Genomic DNA, 25,173 nt, shown 5'->3' on the forward strand with positions numbered 1-25,173 from the left:
AGATCCCGGCTTTCGCCGGGATGACGGACAGAAAATGGCTCACTTCGCCTTGGCTTCCTTCTTCATCGGCTGCTTCAGCACCGGGTGGCGCGAATAGAGCCACTGCTGCTGCAGGATGGTGATCACGTTCGAGGTGATCCAGTAGAGCTGCAGGCCGACGGCGAACGGCGCCATCAGGAACATCAGCATCCACGGCATGATCGCGAAGACCTGCTTCTGGATCTCGTCCATCGGGGCCGGGTTGAACTTCATCTGGAAGTACATCGACACGCCGAGCAGCACGGGCACCACGCCGATCGCCAGGAACGAAGGCGGCGTGAAGTGGAGATAGCCGAACAGGTTGATGATCGTCGCGGGGTCGGGCGCGGAAAGGTCGCGGATCCACAGCGCGAAGGGCTGGTGGCGCATTTCGATGGTGAGCAGCAGCACCTTGTAGAGCGCGAACATGATCGGAATCTGCAGCAGGATCGGGAGGCAGCCCGCGAGCGGGTTCACCTTCTCTTCCTTGTACAGCTTCATGATCTCCTGCTGCTGGCGCTGCTTGTCGTCCTTGTGGCGTTCCTGCAGCGCCTTCATCTTCGGCTGGATGACGCGCATGCGCGCCATCGATTCGAACTGCTTGTGCGCGATCGGGAAGAGCAGGCCGCGGATGGTGATCGTCAGCAGGATGATCGCCACGCCGAAATTGCCGACCAGGCGGAACAGCCAGTCGAGATAGTAGAAGATCGGCTGCTCGATCACGCCGAACCAGCCCCAGTCGAGCGCATAGCTGAACAGTGCGATGCCGAGATTCTTCTGATAGGAATCGAGCAGCTTCACTTCCTTCGCGCCGGCGAAGAAGCGGCTGGAATAGCTGGTCTGCTTGCCCGGCTCGATGATGAGCGGCTGATCGAGCTGATAATCGGCCTGATAGGCCTTGCTCGGGTTCTGGCGCTGGCCGAGCGTGACCGGCACGCGCTGATCGGGGATCAGCGAGGTCAGCCAGTAATGATCGGTGAAGCCGGCCCAGCCGCCGCTGGTCTTGTAGCTCTGGGCCGTGGTCTCGACGTCCGTCCAGCCGAGGTAATGGGCCTTGTCGGCGGTCGCCGCGATCGGGCCGACGCGCGCGGCCCACTGGCCGGCGTCCTTCGAACGATCGGCGCGCGAGACCGAGGCATAGGGGGTGACCGAGACCGGCGCCTGGCCGAGATTGGCGACGGTCTGGCGGATCGAGAACATATAGTCCTGATCGACCGACAGCTCGATGCGGAAGATCTGGCCGGTCGCGGACTTGCTGGTCAGCGTCACCGGGGTCGTCGGGGTCAGCTTGGTGCCGCTGGCCTGCCACACGGTGTTGGCATCCGGCGCCTTCACGCCGGCGCCCGCCCAGCCGAACTCGGCGAAATAGGCGCCCTGGGCGCCGCTCGGGCTCAGCAGGTGGATGGGGGGCGAGTTCTTCGCGGTGGTCTCGTCATATTTGGCGAGGACCAGGTCGTCGATCCGGGCGCCCTTGAGGTTGATCGAGCCCTTGAGCGAGGGCGTGTCGATCACCACGCGCGGGCTTTCGGCCAGCACGATGGCGCGCTCGCGCAGCGCAGCCGGGGCCGCCGCGGTCGGAATCGCCTTGGGCACCTGCTTGCCGTCCACCATCTGGGTGGAGGTGGCCTGCTTCTGCTGCGGGAAGAACCAGTTGGCCACCATCGGCCATGCGAACAGCAGCAACCCCGCGATGACCGCGAACAGCAGGAAATTCTTCTGGTCTTCCTTCACGTACCGATTCCCCGGAAAAACTTATGGCACTGGGTCGTAGCCGTGCCCGCCCCATGGGTGGCAGCGGGCGATCCGCCGGACGGCGAGCCAGCTGCCTTTGACAGCCCCATAGCGGCGAAGCGCCTCGATTGCATAGGCCGAACAGCTTGGCTGGTAGCGGCAGCTGGGCGGCAGCACCGCCGAAGGGCCGATCTGCCAGGCCCGGGCGAGCAGGATGAGGAGGCGCGCGATCACCGCTTCACCTTCCCCAGCGCCTTGGCCAGTTCGGCCTTGAGATCGTCGAATGGGCGCTCGACGCCGCCGGCGCGGCCGACCAGCACATGATCGGCGCCGGGCAGGCCGGCCACAGGCAGCACTTCGCGGACGAGCGCGCGGAACCGGCGCTTCATCCGGTTGCGGACCACCGCGTTGCCGACTTTCTTGGATACGGTAATGCCGACCCGCATCAACGGATCGGCATCGTCGCGTACTCGGACGATCAGGACGAAGCCGGGCATCGGAGCCCGCTTGCCCGCGTTCGCCGCGAGATAATCCTTGCGCTGCGTGAGCCGGGCGAGGCTCACGACTTCACCGTCGGTGATTACGCCGACAGCTTCTTGCGGCCGCGGGCGCGGCGGGCGCGAATCACATTGCGGCCGCCCGGGGTCGCCATGCGGCTGCGGAAGCCGTGCCGGCGCGCACGCACCAGGTTGCTCGGCTGAAAAGTCCGCTTCATCGCTCATCCTCGAGTATCTAGAACGTAAAATGGCCACCACAGGGGCGGCCGCGTGTCGGGTGCCCATAGTGGGACGATCCGGACGAGTCAACGCGTTCCGTTCCCCAAACCGAGCAGTTCGGCCTCTGCGCGGGCGATTTCCGCCTCCTTTTCGCGCTGGCGGCGGCGCCGGGCGCTGCGGCGGCGGAGCGCCATGTCGGCATAGCGCCCGAATCGCGGCCAGCGCCGCTTCATCCGGCAGAAGGCGCGCTGCGCCCAATTGGCGTTCTGGAGGACCAGCACCAGCCCGGCGGCGAACACCAGGATGCCGCCGGGGCCGGGAATGATGCCGACCAGCGGCGACAGGGCGATCACGACGAACCCGGTGACGACCAGGATCGTGCGGACCAGCGGGCTGCGCTTGCGTGCCATGGATAGCAGGTGGGGAGCGTGTGTTGGTTGTGCAAGACACATGCGTGCGGCTGGTCGCGCGCGGGCGCGGTTTCGTCGTGCCGCCGGATGCATCCGTTCCGGTCGCATCCCTCGCCGCATCGGGGGAATCGGGCGCTATCGTCGGGGTTTCCGGGGGAGGGGCAGGGCTTGGTCGCGAGCGTTTCGACGGTTGCCTATCTGGGATTGGAAGCGCGGGCGGTGGAGGTGCAGTGCAACCTCGTCGCCGGCCTGCCCAAGTTCGTGGTGGTCGGCCTGCCCGACAAGGCCGTGGCGGAGAGCCGCGAGCGGGTGCGCGCGGCGATGGCCGCGATCGGGCTGGCGCTGCCGCCCAAGCACATCATCCTCAACCTCTCGCCCGCCGACCTGCCCAAGGAAGGATCGCATTTCGACCTGGCGGTGGCGCTGGCGCTGCTGGGGGCGATGGGCGTGGTCGATGCCGAGACGCTGTCGGGCTATGTCGTGGTCGGCGAGCTGGCGCTGGACGGGCGGATCGCGCCGAGCCCGGGCGTGCTGCTCGCGGCACTCCATGCCGCCGAGACGGGCAAGGGGCTGGTCTGCCCCGCCGCCCAGGGACCCGAGGCGAGCTGGGCCGGGCAGGTCGAGGTGGTGGCGGCGCCCGACCTGATCGCGCTGCTCAACCATTTCAAGGGCAACCAGCTGCTGCCGATGCCGGCGGCGGGGGTGGTCGATACGGTGGTGCCGGGGCCCGACCTTGCGCAGGTGAAGGGGCAGGAGACGGCGCGGCGGGCGCTCGAGATCGCCGCGGCGGGCGGACACAACCTGCTGATGTGCGGGCCGCCGGGTGCGGGCAAGTCGCTGCTCGCCTCGTGCCTGCCGGGGATATTGCCGCCGCTCGATGCGGGCGAGGCGCTGGAAGTGTCGATGGTCGCCTCGGTCGCGGGGACGCTGCAGGGCGGGCGGCTCACCCGAGCGCGGCCTTTCCGTTCGCCGCACCACTCAGCCTCGATGGCGGCGCTCACCGGCGGCGGGCTTCGGGTGAAGCCGGGCGAGGTGAGCCTGGCGCATCTCGGCGTGCTGTTCCTCGACGAACTGCCCGAATTCCAGCGCGCGGTGCTCGATTCGCTGCGCCAGCCGATCGAGGCGGGGGTGGTCAGCGTGGCGCGCGCGAATGCGCATGTCACCTTCCCCGCGCGGGTGCAGCTGGTCGCGGCGATGAACCCTTGCCGGTGCGGGCATCTGGGCGACCCCGCGCTCGCCTGTGCCCGGGCGCCGCGCTGCGCGGCGGATTACCAGGCCAAGGTCTCGGGCCCGCTGCTCGACCGGATCGACCTGCATGTCGAGGTCCAGCCGGTGACCGCGGCGGACCTGGTGCTCGACCGGCCGGTGGAGGGTTCGGCCGAAGTGGCTGCACGGGTGGCCGAGGCGCGGGCGGTGCAGTCGGCGCGTTACCGGGACGTGTCGGCGCGGACCAATGCCGAGGCCGATGGCGATGCGCTCACCGGCCATGCCATGCCCGACGAGGCCGGGCGCAAGCTGCTGGCGCAGGCGGCCGAGGCGATGCGGCTATCGGCGCGCGGCTATACAAGGGTGCTGCGCGTGGCGCGGACGATCGCTGACCTGGCGGGTGCCGAGGGGGTGGGGCGGATCCATGTCGCCGAGGCGCTGAGCTATAGGCGCCAGGCACCGCGAGGATGAGCTGTCAGGCGGGTCGCGTCAGCCAATCGGGCGGAATGGCGATCTCCTCCCAGTCCTTGCGTGCGGGGCTGCGCAGCTCGATCCGGGCGGGCACGAAGCCGCGCAGTTCCGATGCGGCGTGACGTAGCTGCAATTCGGTGTCGGGGCCTTCGATCGCGATGCTGCCGCACCATTCTCCATCAGCCCGGTAATAGACCGCGGTACGCAAATCGCCGCCCAGCCATTGTTCGACCAGCCGTTCGGCCTGTGCCGCCGCTACGGCCGCATCCTCTTCCGTTGAGCCGGTTTCGGTATCGGGGAACGCGTCCTCCCAATAACCGAACATCACAGTCAGGACACCATCGGCGGTGTCGATGAAGATCGGTTCGATCTTCGTTTCCCCCGATGTGTCGATCTGAAGCAGCAGATAGCCGGGATCCCAGCGTGTCCAGATGCCGGCCTGGGCGATCGGCCACGGCGACAGCGCATCGAAGATCAGCCGGGACCAGGCGTCGATGCTTTCGGGCGCGGTGCCGTCATAGGGGACGCCAATGGGTTCGCTTGCACTCATGGCTTTCCCATGCGCGATTTCGCTTCGGGTCGCCAGCAGCAGCGGCTTGCCCTTACCCGTCCCATGGTCTAGCCAGCCGCTTCGCTGCGGGTGTGGCGGAATGGTAGACGCAGCGGACTCAAAATCCGCCGTTGGCAACAACATGTCGGTTCGAGTCCGACCACCCGTACCAGTCTCCAGACAACCAGCAGATTCGTCCGGCTAGCCCGGGCGCGCCTTGTCGCGCGTGGCCAGAAGAAAGGGCCGCCGCATCGGGTGATGCGACGGCCCCCTAGTTGGATCGCGGAGGCGATCAGAGCTTCAGGCGGGCGCCGAACAGGATCGTGCGGCCGAAATGGTTGTTCTCGTAGCTCCGCTCGGCATCGACGTCGGTGTAGCGGTAGCGATATTCGTCGGTCAGGTTGTTGCCCTCGACCGAGAGCTCCAGCCACTCGTTGACCTTGTAGCGGACCGAGGCATCGACGTTGACGGTCGAGCCATAGCCTTCGAACACGTTGCCGGTGCCGCTGTTCGCATCGACATAGGGCCCGCGATAGGTACCCATGACGCGGGCGCTGAAGCGGCCGTCGTCATAGTAGAGCGTGCCGTTGAACGCGCGCTTGGACACGCCGAACAGCGTCGAGTCACGCGTCACATTGGTGAGCGGGCCGAGCGCGCCGGTGGCCGGCACATAGGCCACCGTGATCGGCCCCTGGGTGGTATAGCTCGCGGTGGAATCGATGAACGTCGCGTTGGCGAGCACGCCGAAGTGCTTGAACACGCCCGGCAGGAAGGTCAGCGGCACCTGCGCGGCGATTTCCACGCCGCGCAGCTTGGCGCCCGCACCGTTCACGTTCGCGGTGATCGTATACTCCTGGTTGGGATCGAAGTTGATATAGGCCGGCGAGCTGGTCGGCAGCGCCGACTTCGGCAGACCGGTCGACGCGAAGCTCGCGGTGAAGGCGCGCGAGATCGGGAAGCTGGCGATGTTCTTCTGGAACAGCGCCACCGAGAAGATCGACTGGGGCGCGAAATACCATTCGACGGCCAGGTCGAAATTGGTCGCCCGGTACGGATCGAGCTGCGGATTGCCGTAGCTGATCCGGTAGTTGAAGCCGTCGATCGTGCCGCCAGGGGTCAGGTTGCCCAGCGAGGGACGGGTGATGACCTTTGCGATCGCGCCGCGGACGGTGATGTCGTGCGTCGGATAGAAGGCGAGGTTGAACGACGGCAGCCAGTCGTCATAGGTGCGCTCCACCGTGACGGTGGTGCCGCTCAGGACGCCGGTCGAGGACTGGTCGGTCTTGGCGTAGCGCATACCCGCATTGCCAGCGAATTCGAGGCCGAGCAGGTTGCCCTTCACGTCGAACTGCAGATAGCCGCCCTTCACCGTCTCCTGCACGCTGCGATTGTTGCCCACATCGAGGAGCAGCGGGCGGCTGTACAGCTTGGTATAGGCAGCGGCTGCCGGCAGGTTGGCGACCAGCCACTGGTTGGTGTTGCCCGAAGGCTGGCCGGCGCTGCCCAGGTTGAACTGCTCCGACAGGGCCGAGGTCACCGGGAAGCCATAGACCGCGCCGGGGCCGAAGACCGTGGTGGCCGAGCAGGTGATCGTGCCGAGCACCAGATCGGCGCCGCCATTGCCGCACACCGCGGTGTCGCGCATGTACGCCTTGGTATCGAAGTTGAAGCGCCGCCACATGGCGCCCGCCTTGATCTGGAAGCCTTCCGCCACGTCCCACTCGGTGCGCAGCTGACCGGTCTTGAATTTGTTGGTGACGTTCGACGGGCGATCGCGGATCTCGGCGAGCTGGAAATTGGCCGGATCGGTCACGCTGGTGCCGAAGGTCAGCACCGGGCTCTTCATGTTGGTATAGTCGTATTTGTAACCCTGTGCGTCGCGATCGTCGAAGGCGATCGTCGTCTCGACGGGAATATCGGCATCCGACTTGGACAGGCCGCCCAGCAGGGTGAAGCGGAACTTGTCGGTGACGTCCTGATCCCAGGTACCGCCGAACTGATAGAATTGGGTGTTCGACTTGCGGAGGTAATGCTCGGTGCGGACATAGACGTCGTTGAGCGTCGCCGAGATCATGTTGTTGTTGGCGTCGTACACCGGGTTCACGACGTCGACGGCGCGCTCGTTCGAGCGCAGCAGCACTTCACCCCAGCGCTCCTCGCGGTCTTCCTTGAAGCGCGAATAGAGTGCGTCGAGCGAGATCTTGGTCGATTCGGTCGGCGCGAACTGGATCGAGCCGGTCAGGCCCAGGCGATCGCGGCGGTGCTCGACCTGGCCATAGCGCGGAATGCGCGGGTGGAAGGACAGCGTCGCCTGGTCGCAGGCCGCGCTGGGGCGATAGGTACCGCCGCTGTTCGTGCGGGGCGTGGTGTAGACCACGTTCGGCGGCGGCGCGCTGGTGTTGTAGAAGCAGGGCGTGCCGTTGACCGAGTCGAAGCGCGCCTGCGCCCAGCGCACCGAGTTGTTGCCCAGCTCGAGCGTGTTGACCTTCGAATAGGCGGCCGAGACCGCGACGCCGAAGGTGCCGGCATCGTTCTTCCAGCTCAGCAACCCGGCAACGCGCGGGCCGAGATCCTTGGACAGGTCGTTGTACGAGCCCAGCACCGAGACCACGCCGTGCAGGCCGGACTTGCCGGCCAGCGGATTGCCGGTGTTCAGATCGACGACCGCGCCGAGCGAACCTTCGTCGAGCGAGGCTTCCGCGGTCTTGTGGACCACCAGCGAGCTGAACAGCTCGGAGGCGAAGACGTTGAAATCGAAGGCGCGATCGCGATTGGCGCTGGCGCCGTCGCTCGACGTCGCCACGGTCTCGAGGCCGTTCAGACGGACGCGGGTGAACTGCGCGCCGAGACCGCGCACGGTGATCGCGCGGCCTTCGCCGCCGTCACGCTGGATCGAGATGCCGGGAATGCGCTGCAGCGATTCCGCGAGGTTCTGGTCGGGGAACTTGGCGATATCCTCGGCGACGATCGCATCGACCGCACCGATCGACTCGCGCTTGAGGTTGAGCGCCTTTTGCAGCGACTGGCGGAAACCGGTGACAACAATGGCGCCGTCGGTGGCCTGGTCCTGCTCCTGCACGGTCGTATCGGCGGGGGCGGGAGCCTGCGTGTCCTGCGCCAGCGCCGGAGACGCGATGCTCGCGCCGGCCATCACCGCCAGCGACGCGCCGGCACACCACAGATTCCGCCTCTTAGTTCCTTTACGCATCCCAATTCTCCCATGGTCAGTGTCCAGGTCCCGCCGCGCACGCAGCTCGCCTGGTGTCTTGGCCGGCTGATGCCGGCTCTCTGCTCGTCCTGGCCGGCTTGCGTCGGCCCTTATCCGATCATCGCGAGGCGCTTGCGACCGTCGGCCAGCACCTTGCGATGGAATTTCCTGAGCGATTCCGGACCGTTGCGCTGCGCAGCGGCCCCCATGCGGGCCAGCCCCAGCCAGGTGAGCGCCTCCGCGGCGCGCATGGCGGGTTCAATGCAGATTCGCTCGATATCCTGCGCCACCGGCGCGAAATAGGCCGCCTCTCCCTGCAGTTTCGCGAGCTTGCTGCTCGTCTGTGCCAGTGTTTCTTGTCCGATATGGACACCGGTGTCAACCAGTCCGCGGCCAATCCGGAACAGCAACCAGTGCAAATGCCCCAGAAGGGCACGATCGTCGCCGGCAAAGGCGCCTTCGGAGGCCATCAGCTGCTCGGTATAGATCGCCCAGCCCTCGGCGAAGGCGGGGGCATATTCGAGTCGCAGGGGATGCGGGTTGGCGGCGGCCTCGATCGGCAGCTGGATCATGTGGCCGGGCAGCAATTCGTGATGGACCACGGCGGGCAAGGTCCAGGACGGGCGGTCGCGGATGCGCTTGAGGTCCGGGTAATAGGCGCCGGCCGTGCTGGGCGCGGGGACGGTGCGATAGCCCTGCTTGCTCTCGGCCTCCTCGGCCCGGGTCATCCGCACCGTGGCGACGTTCAGGCACTGGGGCGGCAGCGGGCCGAACAGCGCGGGCAGATGGGCGGGGACCCGCGCGAGTGCCGCATTCATGTCGGCCACGGCGCGGTCGCGGCCGGCATCGTCGTCGCTGTAGAGGAAACGCGGGTCCTTGAACGCGGCGCTGATCCGCGCGCCGACGCTGCCTTTGGTGTAGCCGAGGCGCCTGAGGACGGCATCGGCGCGAGCGGTGAGCTCGCGTGCCTTGTGGAGCATGATCCGGTGCGCTTCCGCCGGGTCGATCCGGCCGTAATGGCGCTCGAGCAGCAGCGCGAAATAGTCGCGGCCCCCGGGGAAACGCCCGGTTCCCGGCTCGGCGGGTGCTTTGGAGGCAAGCTCGGCGAGCAAAGCTGCCTGCCTGCGCAAGGCCTCGGTAGCGGCACCGCCAGCCTTGTCGGCGGCCGCGTCGATCCCCGCGCGCGTTTTCGCCAGTAGCGGCGCGGGGAGGATCACGCCGCGCCGGGCATCGGCCTCGATCTGTGCGGTCTCGGCTTCGACCCGCTGTGCAGAGGGCGCGGCTTCGCGCCAGGCGCCCGCATTCGGCGCGATCACATAGGGCGAGCGGCCGAATCGTCCGATGGGAAACAGCCGGATCATCGCGGAATCGGCCTCTAACCCCGCGCGAACCGTATCCAGGTCGATCCGCGACGATGCCGAAAGCCCGCCCGGATCGAATCCGGAGACCCGGCCCAGCTTCACCGAAGGGGTGCCGGAAAGCCCATCGAGCATCGCCTTGAGCTCGGCGTCGCGGTCGGGGGCGGCTAGGGCGACGCGCGGGAGCGCGGCGACACTGGCGGCGGCGAGGAACTGGCGGCGGTGCATCAAGGGCCTCCGGTTCAGTTGGGCAGCTTCACCAGATTGTTGAGCTGCGTCACCTCCGGCGCATTGCCGGGAAGCGCGACGCGGATGCGGGCGGCGCCCTTGGGCAGCGCGAGCTTTACCGTCGCGGTCTTGGGGGTGAGGTCGAGCGGGGCGGCGAGGGCCGGGATCGCCGCGGTGGCGAGCGCCTTGCCCGAAGAATCCTCCACGGTGAGGGTGCCGCCAGGCGCGTCCTTCGCGCCGAGGCTGTGGACGATGACGGCGAGCCTACCGCCCTTCACCGCGACATCGTCACTGCCGATACCGAGATCCGGGCGCGTGGCGACTTCTCCGCCCGGGGTCTTCAGGGTGAACTCGATCTCGGTCGTGGCGTGTGGCGCGAAGGTGACGCGGGTTGCGGCGCTGCGCTCGAGATGGAGCGGGGTGGTGGTACCGTTCGTCACCATCTCCCATTCGCCGGCCTGCACGTTCCAGGTCGACATCTCGGCCGATTGCGGCGTGTCGCCGGTGTTGTAGGCGATCACCTTGAAGTGGGTCGGCGTGGCGCCAGGGACGAGAATCGCGGTCTTGAGCGCGCCTTCGGGATCGTCGAAGCGCCAGCTCACCGCATTGCCCGGCCAGGTCTGGTTCCGGCGCAGTGCGATGCCGCCGAGCCGCTCGCGCTGGAGGATCTCATTGGGCTGGTCGACCCGGTCGGACCACCAATGGCCCTCGGTGTACATGTACTGGCGCTGCGACTTGTCCTCGATCGCCGCGGCGTGGAGCGACTCCAGGTATCTGGTGTCGCCGGTCGCGTCCCAGGCGGCCCATTGCTCGAAGGCGCCGCCCTTCTTCGCCCGGTCGGTGAGCGCCTTCGCCCAGTCCTTGTCGCTGCCTAGCAGGCGGATGACGTTCTCGTTGATGTCCTGTACCGAGGCGGGGCCGCTCTTGCCCACGCGGGCGAGAATCGGGTCCAGATACTTCGCGTCGCCGGTGAAGCGGTACGCCGACCAGACCGCCTGGATCGGGGTGGAGGCGCCGCCGCCGTCGCCGGCGCGCTCGGCATCGCTGCGCCAGTTGATCTCGTTGGGGTAGCTCCAATTGCCCTTGGCGTCCTGCTTGCCATGGGCGAGCAGACCGTCGACCGTGCCGGTGATCAGGCCCTTCGCATCGGGATTGCCGTTATAGACGCCGAGCAGCGTCGGGGCGTGGAGGACCACCCAGCTATAGGGCTTCTGCCATTCGAACGGCCCCTCGCGGTAGATCTTCTGCGCGCCGTACCAGTTGCTGGCGAAGTGCATGTGCCCGGCGGCGTTGGGGAGGATGATCGTCTTGAGCGCCTTCACCGTCGCCATCAGCCGCTCGACCGCCCGCGGCTCGCCCCAGTTGAGGTAGAGGCGCTCGGCGTCCGAGTTCATGCCCTCCTCATAGGTGTGGAGCTCGTCGGTGGTGATGTGGCCGAGGCCGTTCACCATCATGCCGTTCCTGTACACGGCTTCCGACAGCGCACGGAGCGACGCGTTGATCTTGTCCGGATCGACGCCCATCAGCGCGAGGCCCGGCCATTGCTGGGTGAGGTCGGTATCGTCGGAGATGCCGCCGCCGAAATCGCCATAGGGGACCTGGCGATTGTCGATCCACCAGTTGACGAACTGGCGAGTGATCCTGAGGTCCTCGAGCTGGCGGAAGGCCCAGAGCGGCACGCCGGCGGGGGCTTCGGGCTGCTTGAACTCGGGCAGGTTCTGCGGACCGTAGCTGATGTCCGCCCAGTAGCGGCGCCCTTCGACATTGTCGGGATCGACGCGGAGCAGGTCCTGCGCATCGGCGAAGACGCGGGCGTACATCGCGGCGCGCTTCGAGGCAGTGTGCTCCTCGACCAGGAAGCCCCAATTGTCCTTCACCTGGTTGAAACGGTCGGCGATGTGCTCGGAAAGCGCGTCCTTGCGGTCCTTGAACACGAGGCGGATGTTCATCCCGTCGAGCGATGCCGGGCCGAAGTCGGCGGCGGCGGAGGCGAGGGATAGGTAGAGGCTGTCGTTGGTGAGGATGCGGTCCCGCAGGTCGAGCCAGAGCGTGCGGGCCTCGTTCGGGCGGACAGAGACCGACAGATCGATCATGTCGCGGCCCGGCCAGATCGGGTCCTTCACCTTGATGTTGAGCGGGATCAGCCCGTCCTTGCCGGGCGTGGCCTTGAGCGCGGGGATGTCGATTGCGATGCCGTCGAGGCCGTCGCGGCTGTTCTCCCAGCCATAGTTCCAGGCGCGGGCAAGCGCCCGGCCGGCAAAGGCGTCGCCGAAGCCCGAGGGGATCAGGACATGGACGATCGGCATCGCGCCTTCGACATGCGCGGCGGCACCGGTCGAGGCGGCGCTGCCGGCACCCGCCGCGGCCGAGCCGGCGCCCGGGGGCAGGGCCAGCACGGTGTTGCGCTCGTCGGCCGGATAGCGGCCGCGGATGAACCTGTTGAGCGGGGCAAGCGCGGCGAGATCCGAGGAGACGCCGGCGTTCACCGTGTAGCTGAGCTTGTAGGCGCCCTCGGGTTCCTTGCCGGCGCCGACATCATAGGCCCAGATTTCCTGGACCGGCTGCTCCTGCATCGCATTGGTGAAGCGGAGCGTGCCTCCCTGCGCCTCGCCGAGCGAGGTCACGCTGCGGACCACGCCCTGGGGGCGCCTGGCCAGGCTGCGGAAGCTGGAGCCGTCGGTGCTGTAGTCGAGCGCGCCATAGGCGGCGCCGCGGATTTCGACGCGGTTGAACTTCTCGCCCTTGGGGACGGCGAGCGTGTAGGTCTTGCCGCCCTCGACATAGACGTTCCAGTCGGGCAGCTCGAAATAATCGTCGCGGCCGGGCAGGCGCGAGCGGTTGTAGACGCCGGGCCAGGTGGTCTCGGCGATGCCGTCCACGCCCTTCCACATCCATTCCTTCAGGTCCTTCGCATCGGCGAACTCGACCTTGCGGACGCTGGTGACCTTGTCGCTAAGCACCGGCGGCGAGGCGCTGTCCCAGCCGAAGCGGTGGAGCCAGGCGGCGCGCTTGCCGGCTTCGGCGATGGCAGGGGAGGGGGCGGGTTCGGCTCTGGCGGCGAGCGCTGCGATCCCGGTGGCATCGAGCATGCGGTCATAGACGCGGATCTCGTCGAGATCGCTGCCGCGCATGAAATTGTAGCGGCTCTGCACCTGGTGCGGCGCCATCACCCGGCCTGCGAGACCGAACTGGTCGAGCCCGGTGTCGAGATCTGCCTTCTGGTCCTTGCGCGCGACTTCCTTGCCGTCGACGAACAGGCGCACGCCTACTGCCTCGTCCCAGGCGAAGGCGATGTGCTGCCAGGCATCGGGCGCGGGGTTGGCGGGGAGCTTGAACGAGACGCGGACGCGCGAGAGGTTGGCGTCGGTCACGAAGGCGTCGAAGCCGTGGCCGTTCCAGTCGATGCGCAGGAACGCCATGTCCCAGCTCGAATGATCGGCATAGCCGACGCGGAAGATCACGAAGGGCGCTTCGCCCACCGGCTCGCGCGAACGCCAGAAGAAGGAGAGGGTGCCGCGCTGCGCCTGGATGTTCCCCGGCGCGTTCCAGGCGAGATAGCCGTCGTCCGCCCAGCGGAACGCGCCGCCGATCGCGCCGTCCGGCACATTGGTCACCTTGGTCTGGAAATTGGGGACCGCGTCGCCGCCAGCCTTCTCCGCGGTGCTGCCCTTGTCGCCCGAAGCGCGGAAGAGCAGGCCGTCGTCCGTGCCCTGCGCGAAGGCGGGGCTCGCGGCGAGCGCGAGTGCCCATGCCAGAGCGATGCTGGTGGACGTGCGGATCATGACATGCCTCTCTGAACCATAGCAGGACGGTCTCAGCCGCCCTTATTGTCAAGCATGACGGCGCTTGACACCGGTGACAACAGCTTTCTCATTTCCCAGCGATGTCCGGGTTGAAGTCGCGCCAAGGTACGTTCCTGGGCGAGACGGGCGGGGATCGGGGCGTTCCAATGTTTCCGCTACCAACATCGCGAGGGCTTCGACATGCGTTGACGTGCGCATCTGACACCGGTAGCATCATGCCGACATTCCGCGGACCCGCGCAAAGCCGGCCGTGGCCACTCGGAGAGGAGATCGCGCGCAAGTTACTCGACATGGTCCGGCACCGGTTCGGCCTGTCTTCTCCACATATTCGCGGATCGCAGGAGGCGAGCGGTCCCCGGAGGGTGCGAAGCGGGTGGAAGGGCGATGTCGGGCGACGGCTGCGTTTGCGCGGTCGAGACATGGCGGGCGACCCTCACGCGACCGGAACATGGGGAATTTAGCGTTGATTGAAGGACGGGAACCGGCCGAGGCCATCGCCCAAGCATTTGTTGCGGCCCGACAGGCAGGGAATGCACCGATCGACTATCCGGGCGAACTGCCCGGCACGCTCGACGAGGCCTATGGCATCCAGGAGCGTGCGATCGAACTGTTCGGCGACAAGGTCGCCGGCTGGAAGGTCGGCAAGATCCCGGCGCCGCTCGATGCCACCTATGGCTCCAACCGGCTGGCCGGCCCGATCTTCGCCGATTCGGTGGTGACCGCCGCCGAGGGGGACGTGCCCGTGATGCCGGTGTTCGAGCGCGGTTTCGCGGCGGGCGAGGCGGAGTATCTGCTGCGCCTGGGCACGCTGCCCGAGAATTTCGACCGCGCCTGGACCAATGCCGAAGTCGCCGAATATGTCGATGCCGTCCATGTCGGCATCGAAGTGGCGAGTTCGCCCTTCCCGGGGATCAACGAGCATGGCCCGGCCGTGACCGTCTCCGACTTCGGCAACAATAACGGCCTGGTGATCGGCGCGGAAATTCCGCGCGACATGGATTTCCTTGAGTGGCCGGTAGCGCTAACAATCGAAGGCGAAGTGGCCGGCGAGGCGACGGCGAGCACCATGCTCGACGGTCCGTTCGGTGCCGTCCGCTTCCTGTTCGAGCTTGCGGCTAACCGGCAGCTTCCGCTCGCGAAGGGCCAGTGGATTTCCACTGGTGCCGTCACGGGTGTCCATCCAGTTCGCGTAGGCGATCTGGTGGAGGCACGGTTCGCCGATGACTACAGCGTCAGGTGCCGTATCGTCGGCATTCACGACGCCTGATTCGGCGGTCGCGGAAGAAAAATAAAAGGGAGAGAATGATGGCGAGTAAGGGAGAGGCGGCAGTCTCCGGCGCGGTTTCGCGCGTCGGTCGCTACCGCTGGGTGATCGTGGGGCTGCTGTTCGCCGCCACCGCCATCAACTATGTCGACCGGCAGATGATTGCGGTGCTGAAGCCCGATCTCTCCAAGGAACTCGGCTGGTCCGAGACCGACTACGCCAACATCGTCTTCTACTTCCAGGCCGCCTATGCGATCGGCTATCTCGCCTTCGGCAAGATCGTCGACGCGATCGGCGCCCGCTTCGGCTATGCCATCGCGGTGGTGATCTGGACGATCGCGCACGTGGCGCATGGCGGCGTGCACAGCGTCATGCAGTTCACCCTGGCACGCTTTGGCCTGGGCATCGGTGAATCGGGCAATTTCCCGGCGGGCGTGAAGACCGTGGCGGACTGGTTCCCGGCGAAGGAACGCGCCTTCGCCGTCGGCCTGTTCAACGCCGGCTCGAACGTCGGCGCGATCCTCACGCCGCTGCTGATCTGGGCGATGGTGCCCGCGTTCGGCTGGCGCATGACCTTCGTGATCACCGGCGTGTTCGGCGTGATCTGGCTGATCGCCTGGCTCGCCATCTTCCGCGACAAGCCGGCGGACCACCCCAGGGTGGGCGCGACCGAGCTCGCCTATATCACTCAGGATCCGGCCGATCCCGAGATCAAGGTGAAGAACCTGTGGGGCAAGCTGCTCCGCACCAAGGAAACCTGGGCCTTCGCGCTCGGCAAGTTCTTCATCGACCCGATCTGGTGGTTCTATCTGTTCTGGCTGCCGAGCTGGCTGGGCAAGGAATATGGCCTCAACCTGACGAGCTGGGACACGCCGACGGCGGCGATCGCGCTGGGCGCCATCTACCTGATCTCCGACGTCGGCTCGATCGCGGGCGGCTGGCTCTCGGGCAAGCTGATGAGCACCGGCATGAGCGTGAACAAGGCGCGCAAGCTGACCATGCTGATCTCGGCCTGCTTCGTGCTGCCGGTGATGTTCACCACCTTCTACGGCAATCTGTGGCTCAGCGTGTTCGTGGTCGGCGTGGCCGCGGCGGCGCACCAGAGCTTCTCGGCGACGCTCTACACCATCCCGTCGGACACCGTGCCGCGCTTCGCGGTGGGTTCGGTCATCGGCATCGGCGGCACCGTCGGCGCCGTGGGCGGCATGGTCTTCTCGAAGTACGCCGGCTATGTGCTCGACGTGATCGGCAGCTATGCGCCGCTCTTCATCGTCGCGGGTGCGGCGTATTTCCTGGCGCTGCTTTCGATCCACCTGCTGTCGCCGCGCCTCGAGCGCGCGGACGTCGTGTAACCGAGAGGATTGAGAGATGGCCCGGCCCCTGAAGCTTGACCCTGACCGGCTGTTCCCGGCGGAGGATCGTTCGCGGAGTATCGCGCGTGCGCTCTATGCCGAGGTGGCCGGGCTGCCGATCATCAGCCCGCATGGGCATACCGATCCGACCTGGTTCTCGACCAATACCAACTGGTCGAATGCCACCGAGCTGCTGCTCTCGCCGGATCATTACATCTACCGCATGCTCTATTCGCAGGGCGTGTCGCTCGACTCGCTCTGCGTGCCGAGCAAGGCCGGCATGCCGGCGACCGACCCGCGAGCGGCGTGGCGGACCTTCGCCGAGCATACCTACCTCTTCCGCGGCACGCCTTCGGCGATGTGGCTGGGGCATGTGTTCGGCGAGGTGTTCGGCTTCGACGTGGCGCTCGATGCTTCCACGGCGGATCATTATTACGACACGATCAACACGAAGCTTGCGAGCGACGCGTTCAGGCCGCGCGCGCTGTTCGACCGCTTCAACATCGGCTTCCTCGCCACCACCGAGGGGCCGCAGGACGATCTGTCACCGCATCACGCGATCCACACCAGCGGCTGGAACGGCCGGGTGGTCACCACCTATCGCCCGGACGCGGTGATCGACGTCGAGCATGAGCAGTTCGCCGGCGCGATGAAGATTTTCGCCGAGAAGACCGGCGAGGACGTGTACAGCTGGGACGGTTATCTCGCCGCCCACCGCAAGCGCCGCGCCGATTTCCGCGCTGCGGGTGCGACTGCGACCGACCATGGCCACCCGACGGCGGCCACGGCCAACCTGAGCAAGGATGAGGCCGAGCGGCTGTTCCGCACAATCTTGTCGGATCGCTGGACCCCGCAGGATGCCGAGCTGTTCCGCGCGCAGATGCTGACCGAGATGGCGGCGATGAGCGTCGAGGACGGGATGGTCATGCAAATCCATCCGGGATCTTTCCGCAACCACAATGGCGGCCTGTTCGAGAGCCATGGTCGTGACAAGGGCGCGGACATCCCGATGCGCACCGATTACGTGCACGGCCTGAAGCCGCTGCTCGACCGGTTCGGCACCTCGACCGATCTCTCGATCATCCTCTTCACGCTCGACGAGACGGTCTATGCCCGCGAGCTGGCGCCGCTGGCCGGCCATTATCCGTGCCTGAAGCTCGGCCCGAGCTGGTGGTTCCATGACTCACCCGAGGGCATGCGCCGCTTCCGCGAGCAGGTGACCGAGACCGCCGGCTTCTACAACACCGTCGGCTTCAACGACGATACCCGCGCCTTCCTCTCGATCCCGGCACGCCACGACGTCGCGCGCCGCGTCGATTGCGCCTTCCTTGCGCGACTGGTCGCCGAGGGGCGGCTGCTCGACTGGGAAGCGGCCGAGCTGGCGCACGAACTTACCAACGGGCTGGTGCGCAAGGCGTACAAGCTCGACCAACCCGCGCCGGCGCCTGTCGCCGCCGCTGCCTGAACGGAGCACCCATGTTCGACCGTACCTATTACGCCACGCACCCCGACATGATGGAGTGCGTCTCGAACGAGGAACTGCGCGACCGCTATCTGATCACCGACCTGTTCCGCGACGGCGAGGTCGTGCTCAACTATACCCATGCCGACCGCATGGTGATCGGCGGCGTCGCAGTCGCCGGCGGTTCGGTGAAGTTGCCCGACCAGACCGAGCCGGCTTCGGCTGCGGGGCACCCCTTCCTCGAGCGCCGCGAGCTGGCGGTGGTCAACATCGGCGGTGTCGAAGGCACCGTGACGGTGGACGGCGAGAGCTTCACGCTCGGCAACAAGGACTGCCTGTACGTGACGATGGGCGCCAAGGACGTGCAGTTCTCGGGCGACGGCGCGCGCTTCTACCTGGTCTCGTGCCCGGCACATAAGGGCTTCCAGACCCGCAAGCTCGGCATCGCCGACGCCAACCGGCTGGACCGCGGCACGCTGGAGGAATCGAACGAGCGCTCGATCTACCAGCTCGTCATTCCGGGCGTGTGCGACAGCGCGCAGCTGGTGATGGGCCTGACGGTCCTGAAGCCGGGCTCGGTATGGAACACCATGCCCCCGCACATCCATGAGCGCCGTAGCGAGATCTACCTGTATTTCGAGCTCGACGACCTCGCGAAGGACCGGGTGTTCCATTACATGGGCCAGGAGGATGCGCTGCGGCACATCGTGGTCCAGAACGAGGAGGCTGTGATCAGCCCGCCCTGGTCGGTCCATATGGGTTCGGGGACCAAGGCCTATGCCTTCATCTGGGCGATGGCCGGCGAGAACCAGGACTATACCGACATGAACGTGCTGGACATCTGCCAGCTGGCGTAAGCCTTCTTGTTCCCCTTCCGCTTGCGGGAGGGGTCAGGGGAGGGCGTGGCCTTACGTGACGCCCTCCCGTTGTTTCAGGCCCTCCCCCGACCCCTCCCGCAAGCGGAAGGGGAGCGAAAGTGGCGAGGGTGGGGAGTTCAGAATGACCAATCCCTTCGATCTTTCGGGCAAGACTGCCGTGGTGACCGGCGCCAATACCGGCATCGGCCAGGGCATCGCGCTGGCGCTCGCCGCGGCGGGGGCGGACGTCGCCGCCGTGGGCCGCACGCCGGCTGAGGAAACGGTGGAGAAGGTCCGTGCGCTCGGCCGCCGCGCCGAGATCATCTCGGCCGATCTCTCGACCATCGAGCCTGTGGGCAGGGTTGTGGACGAAGCTGTGGATAAGTTGGGCGGGCTCCACATCCTGGTCAACAATGCCGGGATCATCCGCCGCAACGACAGCCTCGACTTCACCGAGGAGGATTGGGACGCGGTGGTCGATACCAACCTCAAGTCGGTGTTCTTCCTCTGCCAGGCCGCGGGCCGGCACATGGTCGCCAATGGCGGCGGCAAGATCATCAACATCGCCTCGATGCTGACCTTCCAGGGTGGCATCCGCGTGCCGAGCTACACCGCCTCCAAGTCGGGCATCGGCGGGCTGACCAAGCTGCTCGCCAATGAATGGGCGGGCAAGGGCATCAACGTGAACGCGATCGCGCCCGGCTATATCGCCACCAACAACACCGCGGCGCTGCAGGCCGACGAGACGCGCAACCGCCAGATCACGGAGCGCATCCCCGCGGCCCGCTGGGGCTCGCCCGAGGACATGGGCGGCGCGGCGGTGTTCCTCGCCTCCTCGGCCGCAGACTATGTCCAGGGGCATATCCTGGCGGTCGATGGCGGGTGGCTGGCGCGATGAGCATCGCCTTTTTCGGTGAGCTGATGCTGCGGCTCTCGCCCCCGGGGCGCGAGCTGCTGCTCCAGACGCCGAAGCTCGAAGTGAATGTCGGCGGGGCCGAGGCGAATGTCGCCACGGGGCTGGCGTGCCTGGGGCATTCGGTGCGGATGATCAGCGCGGTGGCGGACAATCCGCTGGGCGGCGCGGTGATCGGCGAGCTGCGCCGGCGCGGTGTCGATACCGCGACGGTCGCATCCGAGCCCGGCCGGCTGGGCCTGTATTTCCTGACGCCCGGCGCGGGGCTGCGTGCCTCCGAGGTCGTCTATGACCGGGCCCACTCCGTGTTCGCCCGGCGCCCGGCGGACAGCTGGGACTGGGATGTCCTGCTCCAGGGCGCCACGCGGCTGCATCTGTCGGGGATCACCCCGGCGCTCGGCCACAATACTGCCGCTGCCGCGATCGCCGCGGCCGAGGCGGCAGGTGCTCGCGGCATCCCGGTGTCGTTCGATGGCAACTATCGCGCGAAGCTGTGGGAGAGCTGGGACAGCGATCCCAGGGCGGTGCTGACGCAGCTTATCGGCCATGCCGACCTGCTGTTCGGCAACCACCGCGACATTTCGCTGCTGCTCGGGCGCGTGTTCTCGGGCGACGGTCCGGATCGCCGGCGCGAGGCGGCGGAGGCGGCGTTCGCGGCCTTCCCGAAGCTCCAGACGATCGCCAACACCGCGCGCCATGTCGACGATGCCGACAGCCATCGCATCTCGGCACGGGTCGATACGAGGGCGGGCGGCTACCAGACCGACGAAGTTCTGATCGCCGGCATCGTCGATCGTATCGGCGCGGGCGACGCCTTTGCCGCAGGGGTGATGCATGGGCTGATCGAGAGCGATGGCGATGCGAAGGCCGCGGCACATGCCGGTCTGGCGCTCACCGCGCTCAAGCACTCGCTGCCGGGCGATGCGAGCCTGTTCACGCGCGCCGACCTGGCCGCGTTCGCCGAGGGCGGGCTCGACGTCCGCCGATGATCGACCGGAGGCGAAACATCGCCCCGGCAAGGGTGGGGATGGCCGATGGGAGGGATTTTCTTCGCGGACGCGGCTGAAGGCGCGCTGGAAACATGCGATGCCGCGCAACTGCGCCGGTCCTACGGGATAGACGCGGGGTTCGAGGCGGAGCTCGGCGAGGCCTGGCGCTTCATCGAGCCGCGCATCGCCGGGGTGGCGCGCGAGCTGCTCGAGCGGCGCGAGGGGCATACGGTGCCTGAAGCGCTGGTCGCGAGCCGGGTCGATTATGCACGCGCCAAGCTGTCGCGGCCGATCGACCAGGCCTGGATCGACCGGATCGTTGCCGAGGCCGACCGCATCGCCGAGAACGGGCTGGAATTCTCCACCGTCGCCGCCTCGATGCTGGTCGCGCAGATGCGCATCCATGCGCTGTTCTTCGAGCTGAGCCGCGATCCCGACCAGCTCGAGCGGCTGACCCGCGCCACCCAGAAGCTCGCGGTGATCGAGTTCGAGATCATCGCCAGCCGGCTCCGCCAGATCGCGCGGCTGCGCGCGCAGGCGACGCGCCGGCAGGAACTGGCCGAGGTGCGTGCAGAGCTCAACGAGTCGATCGCCAGCACGGCGAGGGCGAGCCGCGAGATCGCCCAGTTCACCGAGCGCACGGCGTCCGACCTGCTCAGCCTGCGCGCGCCGGCCACGGAGGTCGCCTCGGCGGCGGACCAGGCGGCGGTGGCGATGGGCGAATCCGCGCAGAACGCCGCCGGGCTGATCGCTGCCTATGAGCGGGCTCGCGAGGATGCCTCCGCGGCGGCCGAGGTGGCGGGCAATGCCGATGCGATCGCTTCCAAGGGCGCGCGCAGTGCCGAGGCGCTCGCGGCGCATACCGCGCGGATCGAGGATGTCGTCACGCTGATCTCCAGCGTCGCCTATCAGACCAAGCTGCTCGCGCTGAACGCCAGCATCGAGGCGGCGCGGGCAGGGGACAGCGGACGCGGCTTCGCGGTGGTCGCGCAGGAGGTGCGCAGCCTGGCCGAGCAGGCCGCCAATGCCAGCGGCGACATCACCGCGACGATCCGCGAGGCGCAGCAGGCGAGCGGCGCGATGGCCGAGACCAACCGGGCGATCCTTGGCGTGGTCACCGAGTTGCTGGCGCGCGTCCGTGCGGTCTCGGGCGCGATGGAGACGCAGATGGCGACCGTGTCGGGCATCCTCGCCTCGATCGACGAGACGGCGGTTTCCTCGCGCGAGATCGCTGCGCTGATCGCGACGATCAGCAGCCATGTCGGGCGACTGGCGAGCGAGGCCGAGGAGGCGGGGCAGCATGTCGCGCTGACCCGTGAGGCACTCGGCCGGATCGAACAGGCGACGGGACATATCATGACGGGAGCGGACCAATGAGTGGCGTAACACGGCGTAGCGTGGTGGCGGGTGGCATGGCGCTGGCGGCTACGCCGCTGATCGCGCGGGCGGCTTCGGGCGAAGCGGTGGTCGAGACGCGGGCAGGGCGGTTCGAGGGCGACGCGCTCGGCGGCGGCATGCTGCGCTTTCGCGGCATCCGCTATGGCAACGCGCCCCGCTTCCGCGCGCCGGTGGCGTTCGCGACGCCGGGCGTCAATGTGCCCGCGCATGACTATGGCCCGATCTGTCCGCAGGGCAGGGGCGACCAGACCCAGTCCGAGGACTGCCTGTTCCTCAATGTCTGGACGCCCGGCGCGAACCCTGGGGCGAAGCGCCCGGTTATGCTCTACATCCATGGCGGCGCCTATTCGAACGGCACCGTCACCGTGCCGCTCAACGACGGTGCGAAGCTGGCTGCGACTGAGGATGTGGTGGTGGTGACGGTCAACCACCGGCTCAACGCGCTCGGCTATCTCTACCTCGCCCGCTTCGATCCGCGCTTTGCGGACAGCGGCAATCTCGGCCAGCTCGACCTGATCCTGGCGCTGCAATGGGTGCGGGACAATATCGCGGCATTCGGCGGCGATCCACGGCGGGTATTCGTCTTCGGCCAGTCGGGCGGCGGCGCCAAGATCGCGACACTGATGGGCATGCCTGCGGCCAAAGGGCTGTTCCACTCCGCCGCGACGATGAGCGGGCAGCAGGTCACCGCATCGGGTCCGATCAACGCCACGAAGCGCGCCCAGGCCTATCTGGCGAAGCTGGGGGTGAAGGAGGACAATCTTCAGCCGCTGCTCGACATGCCCACCGAGAAGCTGGTCGATGCGCTCGACGCGACCGATCCGATCCTGGGCGGGGGGCTCTATTTCGGGCCGGTGCTCGACATGAAATGGCTCACTCGCCACCCCTTCTGGCCCGACGCCAATCCGCAGAGCCTGTCGATCCCGATGATCCTCGGCAATACGCATGACGAGACACGCGCCTTCATCGATCCCAATTCGGCGAAGGTGAAGGGCCTGACCTGGGACAATGTCGCCGCGCGGATGGCGCCCGAGTTGCGCATGGACCTGCTGCCCGAATGGGTGGTGGGGCAGTATCGCGCGCATTTCCCTTCGGACACGCCCGAGCAGCTCTTCTACCGCGCCACCACCGCCGGGCGGAGCTGGCCGGGGCAATGGCTCGAGGCGGATGCCCGGGCTGCTGCCGGCGCGAAGGCGACCTGGGTCTATCAGGTCGACTTCCAGTCGCCGACAAAGCCGGAGCGAGGCGCGCCGCATACGATGGACATCGCCTTGGCCTTCGGCACGCTCGACGCGCCGGGATCGTTCACCGGCACCGGAGCGGCGGCGCAGAAGCTTAGCGGGCAGGTGATGGCCGCTTTCGCGGCGTTGGCGCGGACGGGGCGGCCGGTGGCGAAGGGGCTACCCGCCTGGGCGCCCTATACGCTGCCCAACCGCGCGACGATGCTGTTCGACGCGCCGAGCCGGCTGGCCAACGACCCGCGCAAATGGGAGCGCGAGCTGTGGGGCAGGGTGCCGTACATCCAGCCCGGGAGTTGAGGCGCCCATCGTCATTCTCGCGAATTAATCGTCATCCCCGCGGAGGCGAGGATCCAGGGTTTCTCTGCCGGCTCGCCCGCAACTCTGGATCCCCGCCTTCGCGGGGATGACGGTGAGAGTTTATGACACCGGTTTCCATATTGCTGCGCGCGCAAGCAGGTTTGTCTTTGTCCCACGAGCCATTATGGTTGGCAGATGGAGAGAACCGGAAAGCCCACGATCAACGACGTCGCGCGTATCGCGGGCGTCTCGAAAAAAACCGTCAGCCGAGTGATCAATCGCTCGCCGCTGCTCAACGGCGATACCCGGGCCAAGGTCGAGCAGGTGATTGCCGACCTGGGCTATGTCCCCAATGTCCAGGCGCGCGCGCTGGCGCTGCGGCGCAACTTCCTGATCGGCCTGATCCACGACAATCCCAACGCGCAGATGGTGATGAACGTGCAGGCCGGCATGCTCGAGGCGATGCGCGACACCGAGTTCGAGCTGATTGTCCGCCCGATCGACCGAGGCAGCTCGACCATGCTCGAGGATGTGCGCAACTTCCTCGAGCGTCAGCGCCTCTATGGCGTGATGTTCCTGCCGCCGGTCTCGGAGAACGAGATGGTGGCCGAGCTCTGCCGTGAGCTGGGCATCCGCTATGTCCGCATGGGATCGGCGACGCTGGACAGCTCCGAGCACATGGTCGCCTCGAACGATAGCGACGTGGTGACCGAGGCGGTGAACCATCTGATTTCGCTTGGCCATCGCCGCATCGGCCTGATCGCGGGGCCGCACGGGTTCCGCTCCGCCCGCGAACGCCGGAAGGGATTCGAGAATGCGCTGGAAGAGGCGGGGATCAAGCTGCCGCGCAGCCTGATCGCGGACGGTAACTACACGTTCGAGACCGGGCTCGCCGCCGCCGACCGGCTGCTCGACCTGTCGCCGCGCCCCACCGCCATCTTCGCGTCGAACGACGAGATGGCCGCCGCCACGCTCCACGCCGCGCGCCGCCGCGGGATGAGCGTGCCCGAGGATTTGTCGATCGTCGGCTTCGACGACACCGCCATCGCCTCGCACATCTGGCCGCCGCTCACCACGGTGCACTGGCCGATCATCTCGATGGCGCGATCGGCGGCGCTCAAGCTGCTCGCCGAGTTCTTCGGGGACGATGGCAGCGCCGTGGAGGAGCCGTCGCTCTTCCCCTCGACGCTGATCCACCGCGCCTCGGTCGCCCCGCCGCGCGAGGGGTAGCTGCATTCCCCTCCCTGCAAGGGAGGGGCTAGGGGTGGGTTAGAAAAGGTCGGGCTCGATGCCCGGCCTTTTCTGTTTTCGGCTACCGGTCGGCTGGGCTCGCTGCGCTCGCAACCCACCCCCGACCCCTCCCTTGCAGGGAGGGGAGGTAGAAGAGCGTGCCCGCGCTGGATTTGGGCGCTGCACGCCGGCATTTCCCCGATGTTGCTGAAATGCCGCAATCCCCCGATTGTGACATTTTCTTCAATGACACCGGTTGACATCGGTGATTGGTAGCGTGATCAATAGGGTGAACAAGCGTGACTGATACGCTTGCGCCCAAGCGGACGAGAAGATTCGCACAAAGGGGCGTGGGAGGGGGCAAGTCGCGACATGGCTGGAAACTTGCGGGGCGACGGAGGTCGTTTTCCGCGATGCTATGTCGTACCCTGATTCCAGGCTTCCCGGGGCGCATCGACCAGTGCTTGTCGA

19 protein-coding genes and 1 tRNA gene are annotated in these 25,173 nt (G+C 67.2%); 11 read left to right on the forward strand and 9 right to left on the reverse strand.

Going from position 1 to position 25,173, the window contains the following annotated elements; genetic code table 11:
- Window positions 1-39: 39 nt before the first annotated feature.
- The 5 genes from yidC to ACEN8G_RS05275 form a co-directional block, all read right to left on the reverse strand.
- Window positions 40-1,749, reverse strand: coding sequence for a membrane protein insertase YidC (gene yidC, locus ACEN8G_RS05255; protein ID WP_413416139.1), 1,710 nt, complete (start codon window positions 1,747-1,749; stop codon window positions 40-42).
- Window positions 1,750-1,770: 21 nt separating this feature from the next.
- Complete coding sequence (yidD, locus tag ACEN8G_RS05260; RefSeq protein WP_183994259.1) at window positions 1,771-1,983, reverse strand: membrane protein insertion efficiency factor YidD; 213 nt, start codon at window positions 1,981-1,983, stop codon at window positions 1,771-1,773.
- A complete protein-coding gene (gene rnpA / locus ACEN8G_RS05265; protein ID WP_413416140.1) occupies window positions 1,980-2,312 on the reverse strand; it encodes a ribonuclease P protein component in 333 nt (110 codons plus the stop codon). The genes yidD and rnpA overlap by 4 nt, the downstream gene beginning before the upstream one ends.
- Window positions 2,313-2,329: 17 nt before the next feature.
- Entirely contained in the window at window positions 2,330-2,464 is a 135-nt protein-coding gene (rpmH, locus tag ACEN8G_RS05270) for a 50S ribosomal protein L34 (RefSeq protein WP_055760664.1), read from the reverse strand.
- A gap of 87 nt (window positions 2,465-2,551) precedes the next feature.
- Window positions 2,552-2,875, reverse strand: coding sequence for a hypothetical protein (locus ACEN8G_RS05275; RefSeq protein WP_413416141.1), 324 nt, complete (start codon window positions 2,873-2,875; stop codon window positions 2,552-2,554).
- A 168-nt stretch (window positions 2,876-3,043) separates the two neighbouring features.
- On the opposite strand from ACEN8G_RS05275, the gene ACEN8G_RS05280 reads away from it, so the two are divergent.
- Entirely contained in the window at window positions 3,044-4,552 is a 1,509-nt protein-coding gene (locus ACEN8G_RS05280; protein ID WP_413416142.1) for a YifB family Mg chelatase-like AAA ATPase, read from the forward strand.
- A gap of 4 nt (window positions 4,553-4,556) precedes the next feature.
- Here the strand turns inward: ACEN8G_RS05280 and ACEN8G_RS05285 are convergent, their stop codons facing one another.
- Entirely contained in the window at window positions 4,557-5,102 is a 546-nt protein-coding gene (locus ACEN8G_RS05285; protein WP_413416143.1) for a hypothetical protein, read from the reverse strand.
- 86 nt (window positions 5,103-5,188) lie between these two features.
- On the opposite strand from ACEN8G_RS05285, the gene ACEN8G_RS05290 reads away from it, so the two are divergent.
- Window positions 5,189-5,274: transfer RNA gene (locus ACEN8G_RS05290), tRNA-Leu, on the forward strand.
- Window positions 5,275-5,394: 120 nt separating this feature from the next.
- Here the strand turns inward: ACEN8G_RS05290 and ACEN8G_RS05295 are convergent.
- From ACEN8G_RS05295 to ACEN8G_RS05305, 3 genes are all read right to left on the reverse strand, one after another.
- Entirely contained in the window at window positions 5,395-8,310 is a 2,916-nt protein-coding gene (locus ACEN8G_RS05295) for a TonB-dependent receptor (protein ID WP_413416144.1), read from the reverse strand.
- Window positions 8,311-8,420: 110 nt separating this feature from the next.
- Window positions 8,421-9,896: a DUF885 family protein gene (locus ACEN8G_RS05300; protein WP_413416145.1), complete on the reverse strand. Its 1,476-nt coding sequence runs from the start codon at window positions 9,894-9,896 to the stop codon at window positions 8,421-8,423.
- Window positions 9,897-9,910: 14 nt separating this feature from the next.
- The gene (locus ACEN8G_RS05305) at window positions 9,911-13,678 is read right to left on the reverse strand and encodes a LamG-like jellyroll fold domain-containing protein (RefSeq protein WP_413416146.1); all 3,768 of its coding nucleotides are present in this window, start codon (window positions 13,676-13,678) and stop codon (window positions 9,911-9,913) included.
- A 484-nt stretch (window positions 13,679-14,162) separates the two neighbouring features.
- Between ACEN8G_RS05305 and ACEN8G_RS05310 the strand changes: the two genes are divergently transcribed.
- The 9 genes from ACEN8G_RS05310 (at window position 14,163) to ACEN8G_RS05350 (ending at window position 24,702) form a co-directional block, all read left to right on the forward strand.
- Complete coding sequence (locus ACEN8G_RS05310; RefSeq protein ID WP_413416147.1) at window positions 14,163-14,966, forward strand: 2-keto-4-pentenoate hydratase; 804 nt, start codon at window positions 14,163-14,165, stop codon at window positions 14,964-14,966.
- 38 nt (window positions 14,967-15,004) lie between these two features.
- Window positions 15,005-16,315 (forward strand): MFS transporter, encoded by a 1,311-nt coding sequence (locus ACEN8G_RS05315; RefSeq protein WP_413416148.1) that lies wholly within the window; start codon window positions 15,005-15,007, stop codon window positions 16,313-16,315.
- A gap of 16 nt (window positions 16,316-16,331) precedes the next feature.
- Window positions 16,332-17,780: a glucuronate isomerase gene (uxaC, locus tag ACEN8G_RS05320; RefSeq protein ID WP_413416149.1), complete on the forward strand. Its 1,449-nt coding sequence runs from the start codon at window positions 16,332-16,334 to the stop codon at window positions 17,778-17,780.
- Window positions 17,781-17,791: 11 nt separating this feature from the next.
- Window positions 17,792-18,634, forward strand: coding sequence for a 5-dehydro-4-deoxy-D-glucuronate isomerase (kduI, locus tag ACEN8G_RS05325; RefSeq protein ID WP_413416151.1), 843 nt, complete (start codon window positions 17,792-17,794; stop codon window positions 18,632-18,634).
- Window positions 18,635-18,776: 142 nt separating this feature from the next.
- The gene (gene kduD, locus ACEN8G_RS05330; protein ID WP_413416152.1) at window positions 18,777-19,532 is read left to right on the forward strand and encodes a 2-dehydro-3-deoxy-D-gluconate 5-dehydrogenase KduD; all 756 of its coding nucleotides are present in this window, start codon (window positions 18,777-18,779) and stop codon (window positions 19,530-19,532) included.
- Window positions 19,529-20,536: a PfkB family carbohydrate kinase gene (locus ACEN8G_RS05335; protein WP_413416153.1), complete on the forward strand. Its 1,008-nt coding sequence runs from the start codon at window positions 19,529-19,531 to the stop codon at window positions 20,534-20,536. Before kduD ends, ACEN8G_RS05335 begins: the two co-directional genes overlap by 4 nt.
- Before the next feature lie 45 nt (window positions 20,537-20,581).
- The gene (locus ACEN8G_RS05340; protein ID WP_413416154.1) at window positions 20,582-21,913 is read left to right on the forward strand and encodes a methyl-accepting chemotaxis protein; all 1,332 of its coding nucleotides are present in this window, start codon (window positions 20,582-20,584) and stop codon (window positions 21,911-21,913) included.
- Window positions 21,910-23,472 (forward strand): carboxylesterase/lipase family protein, encoded by a 1,563-nt coding sequence (locus ACEN8G_RS05345; protein ID WP_413416155.1) that lies wholly within the window; start codon window positions 21,910-21,912, stop codon window positions 23,470-23,472. Before ACEN8G_RS05340 ends, ACEN8G_RS05345 begins: the two co-directional genes overlap by 4 nt.
- A 195-nt stretch (window positions 23,473-23,667) precedes the next feature.
- Window positions 23,668-24,702 (forward strand): LacI family DNA-binding transcriptional regulator, encoded by a 1,035-nt coding sequence (locus ACEN8G_RS05350; protein ID WP_413416156.1) that lies wholly within the window; start codon window positions 23,668-23,670, stop codon window positions 24,700-24,702.
- Window positions 24,703-25,173: the final 471 nt, after the last annotated feature.

The organism is Sphingomonas sp. Sphisp66, from assembly GCF_047324325.1.
Classification (GTDB): domain Bacteria; phylum Pseudomonadota; class Alphaproteobacteria; order Sphingomonadales; family Sphingomonadaceae; genus Sphingomonas.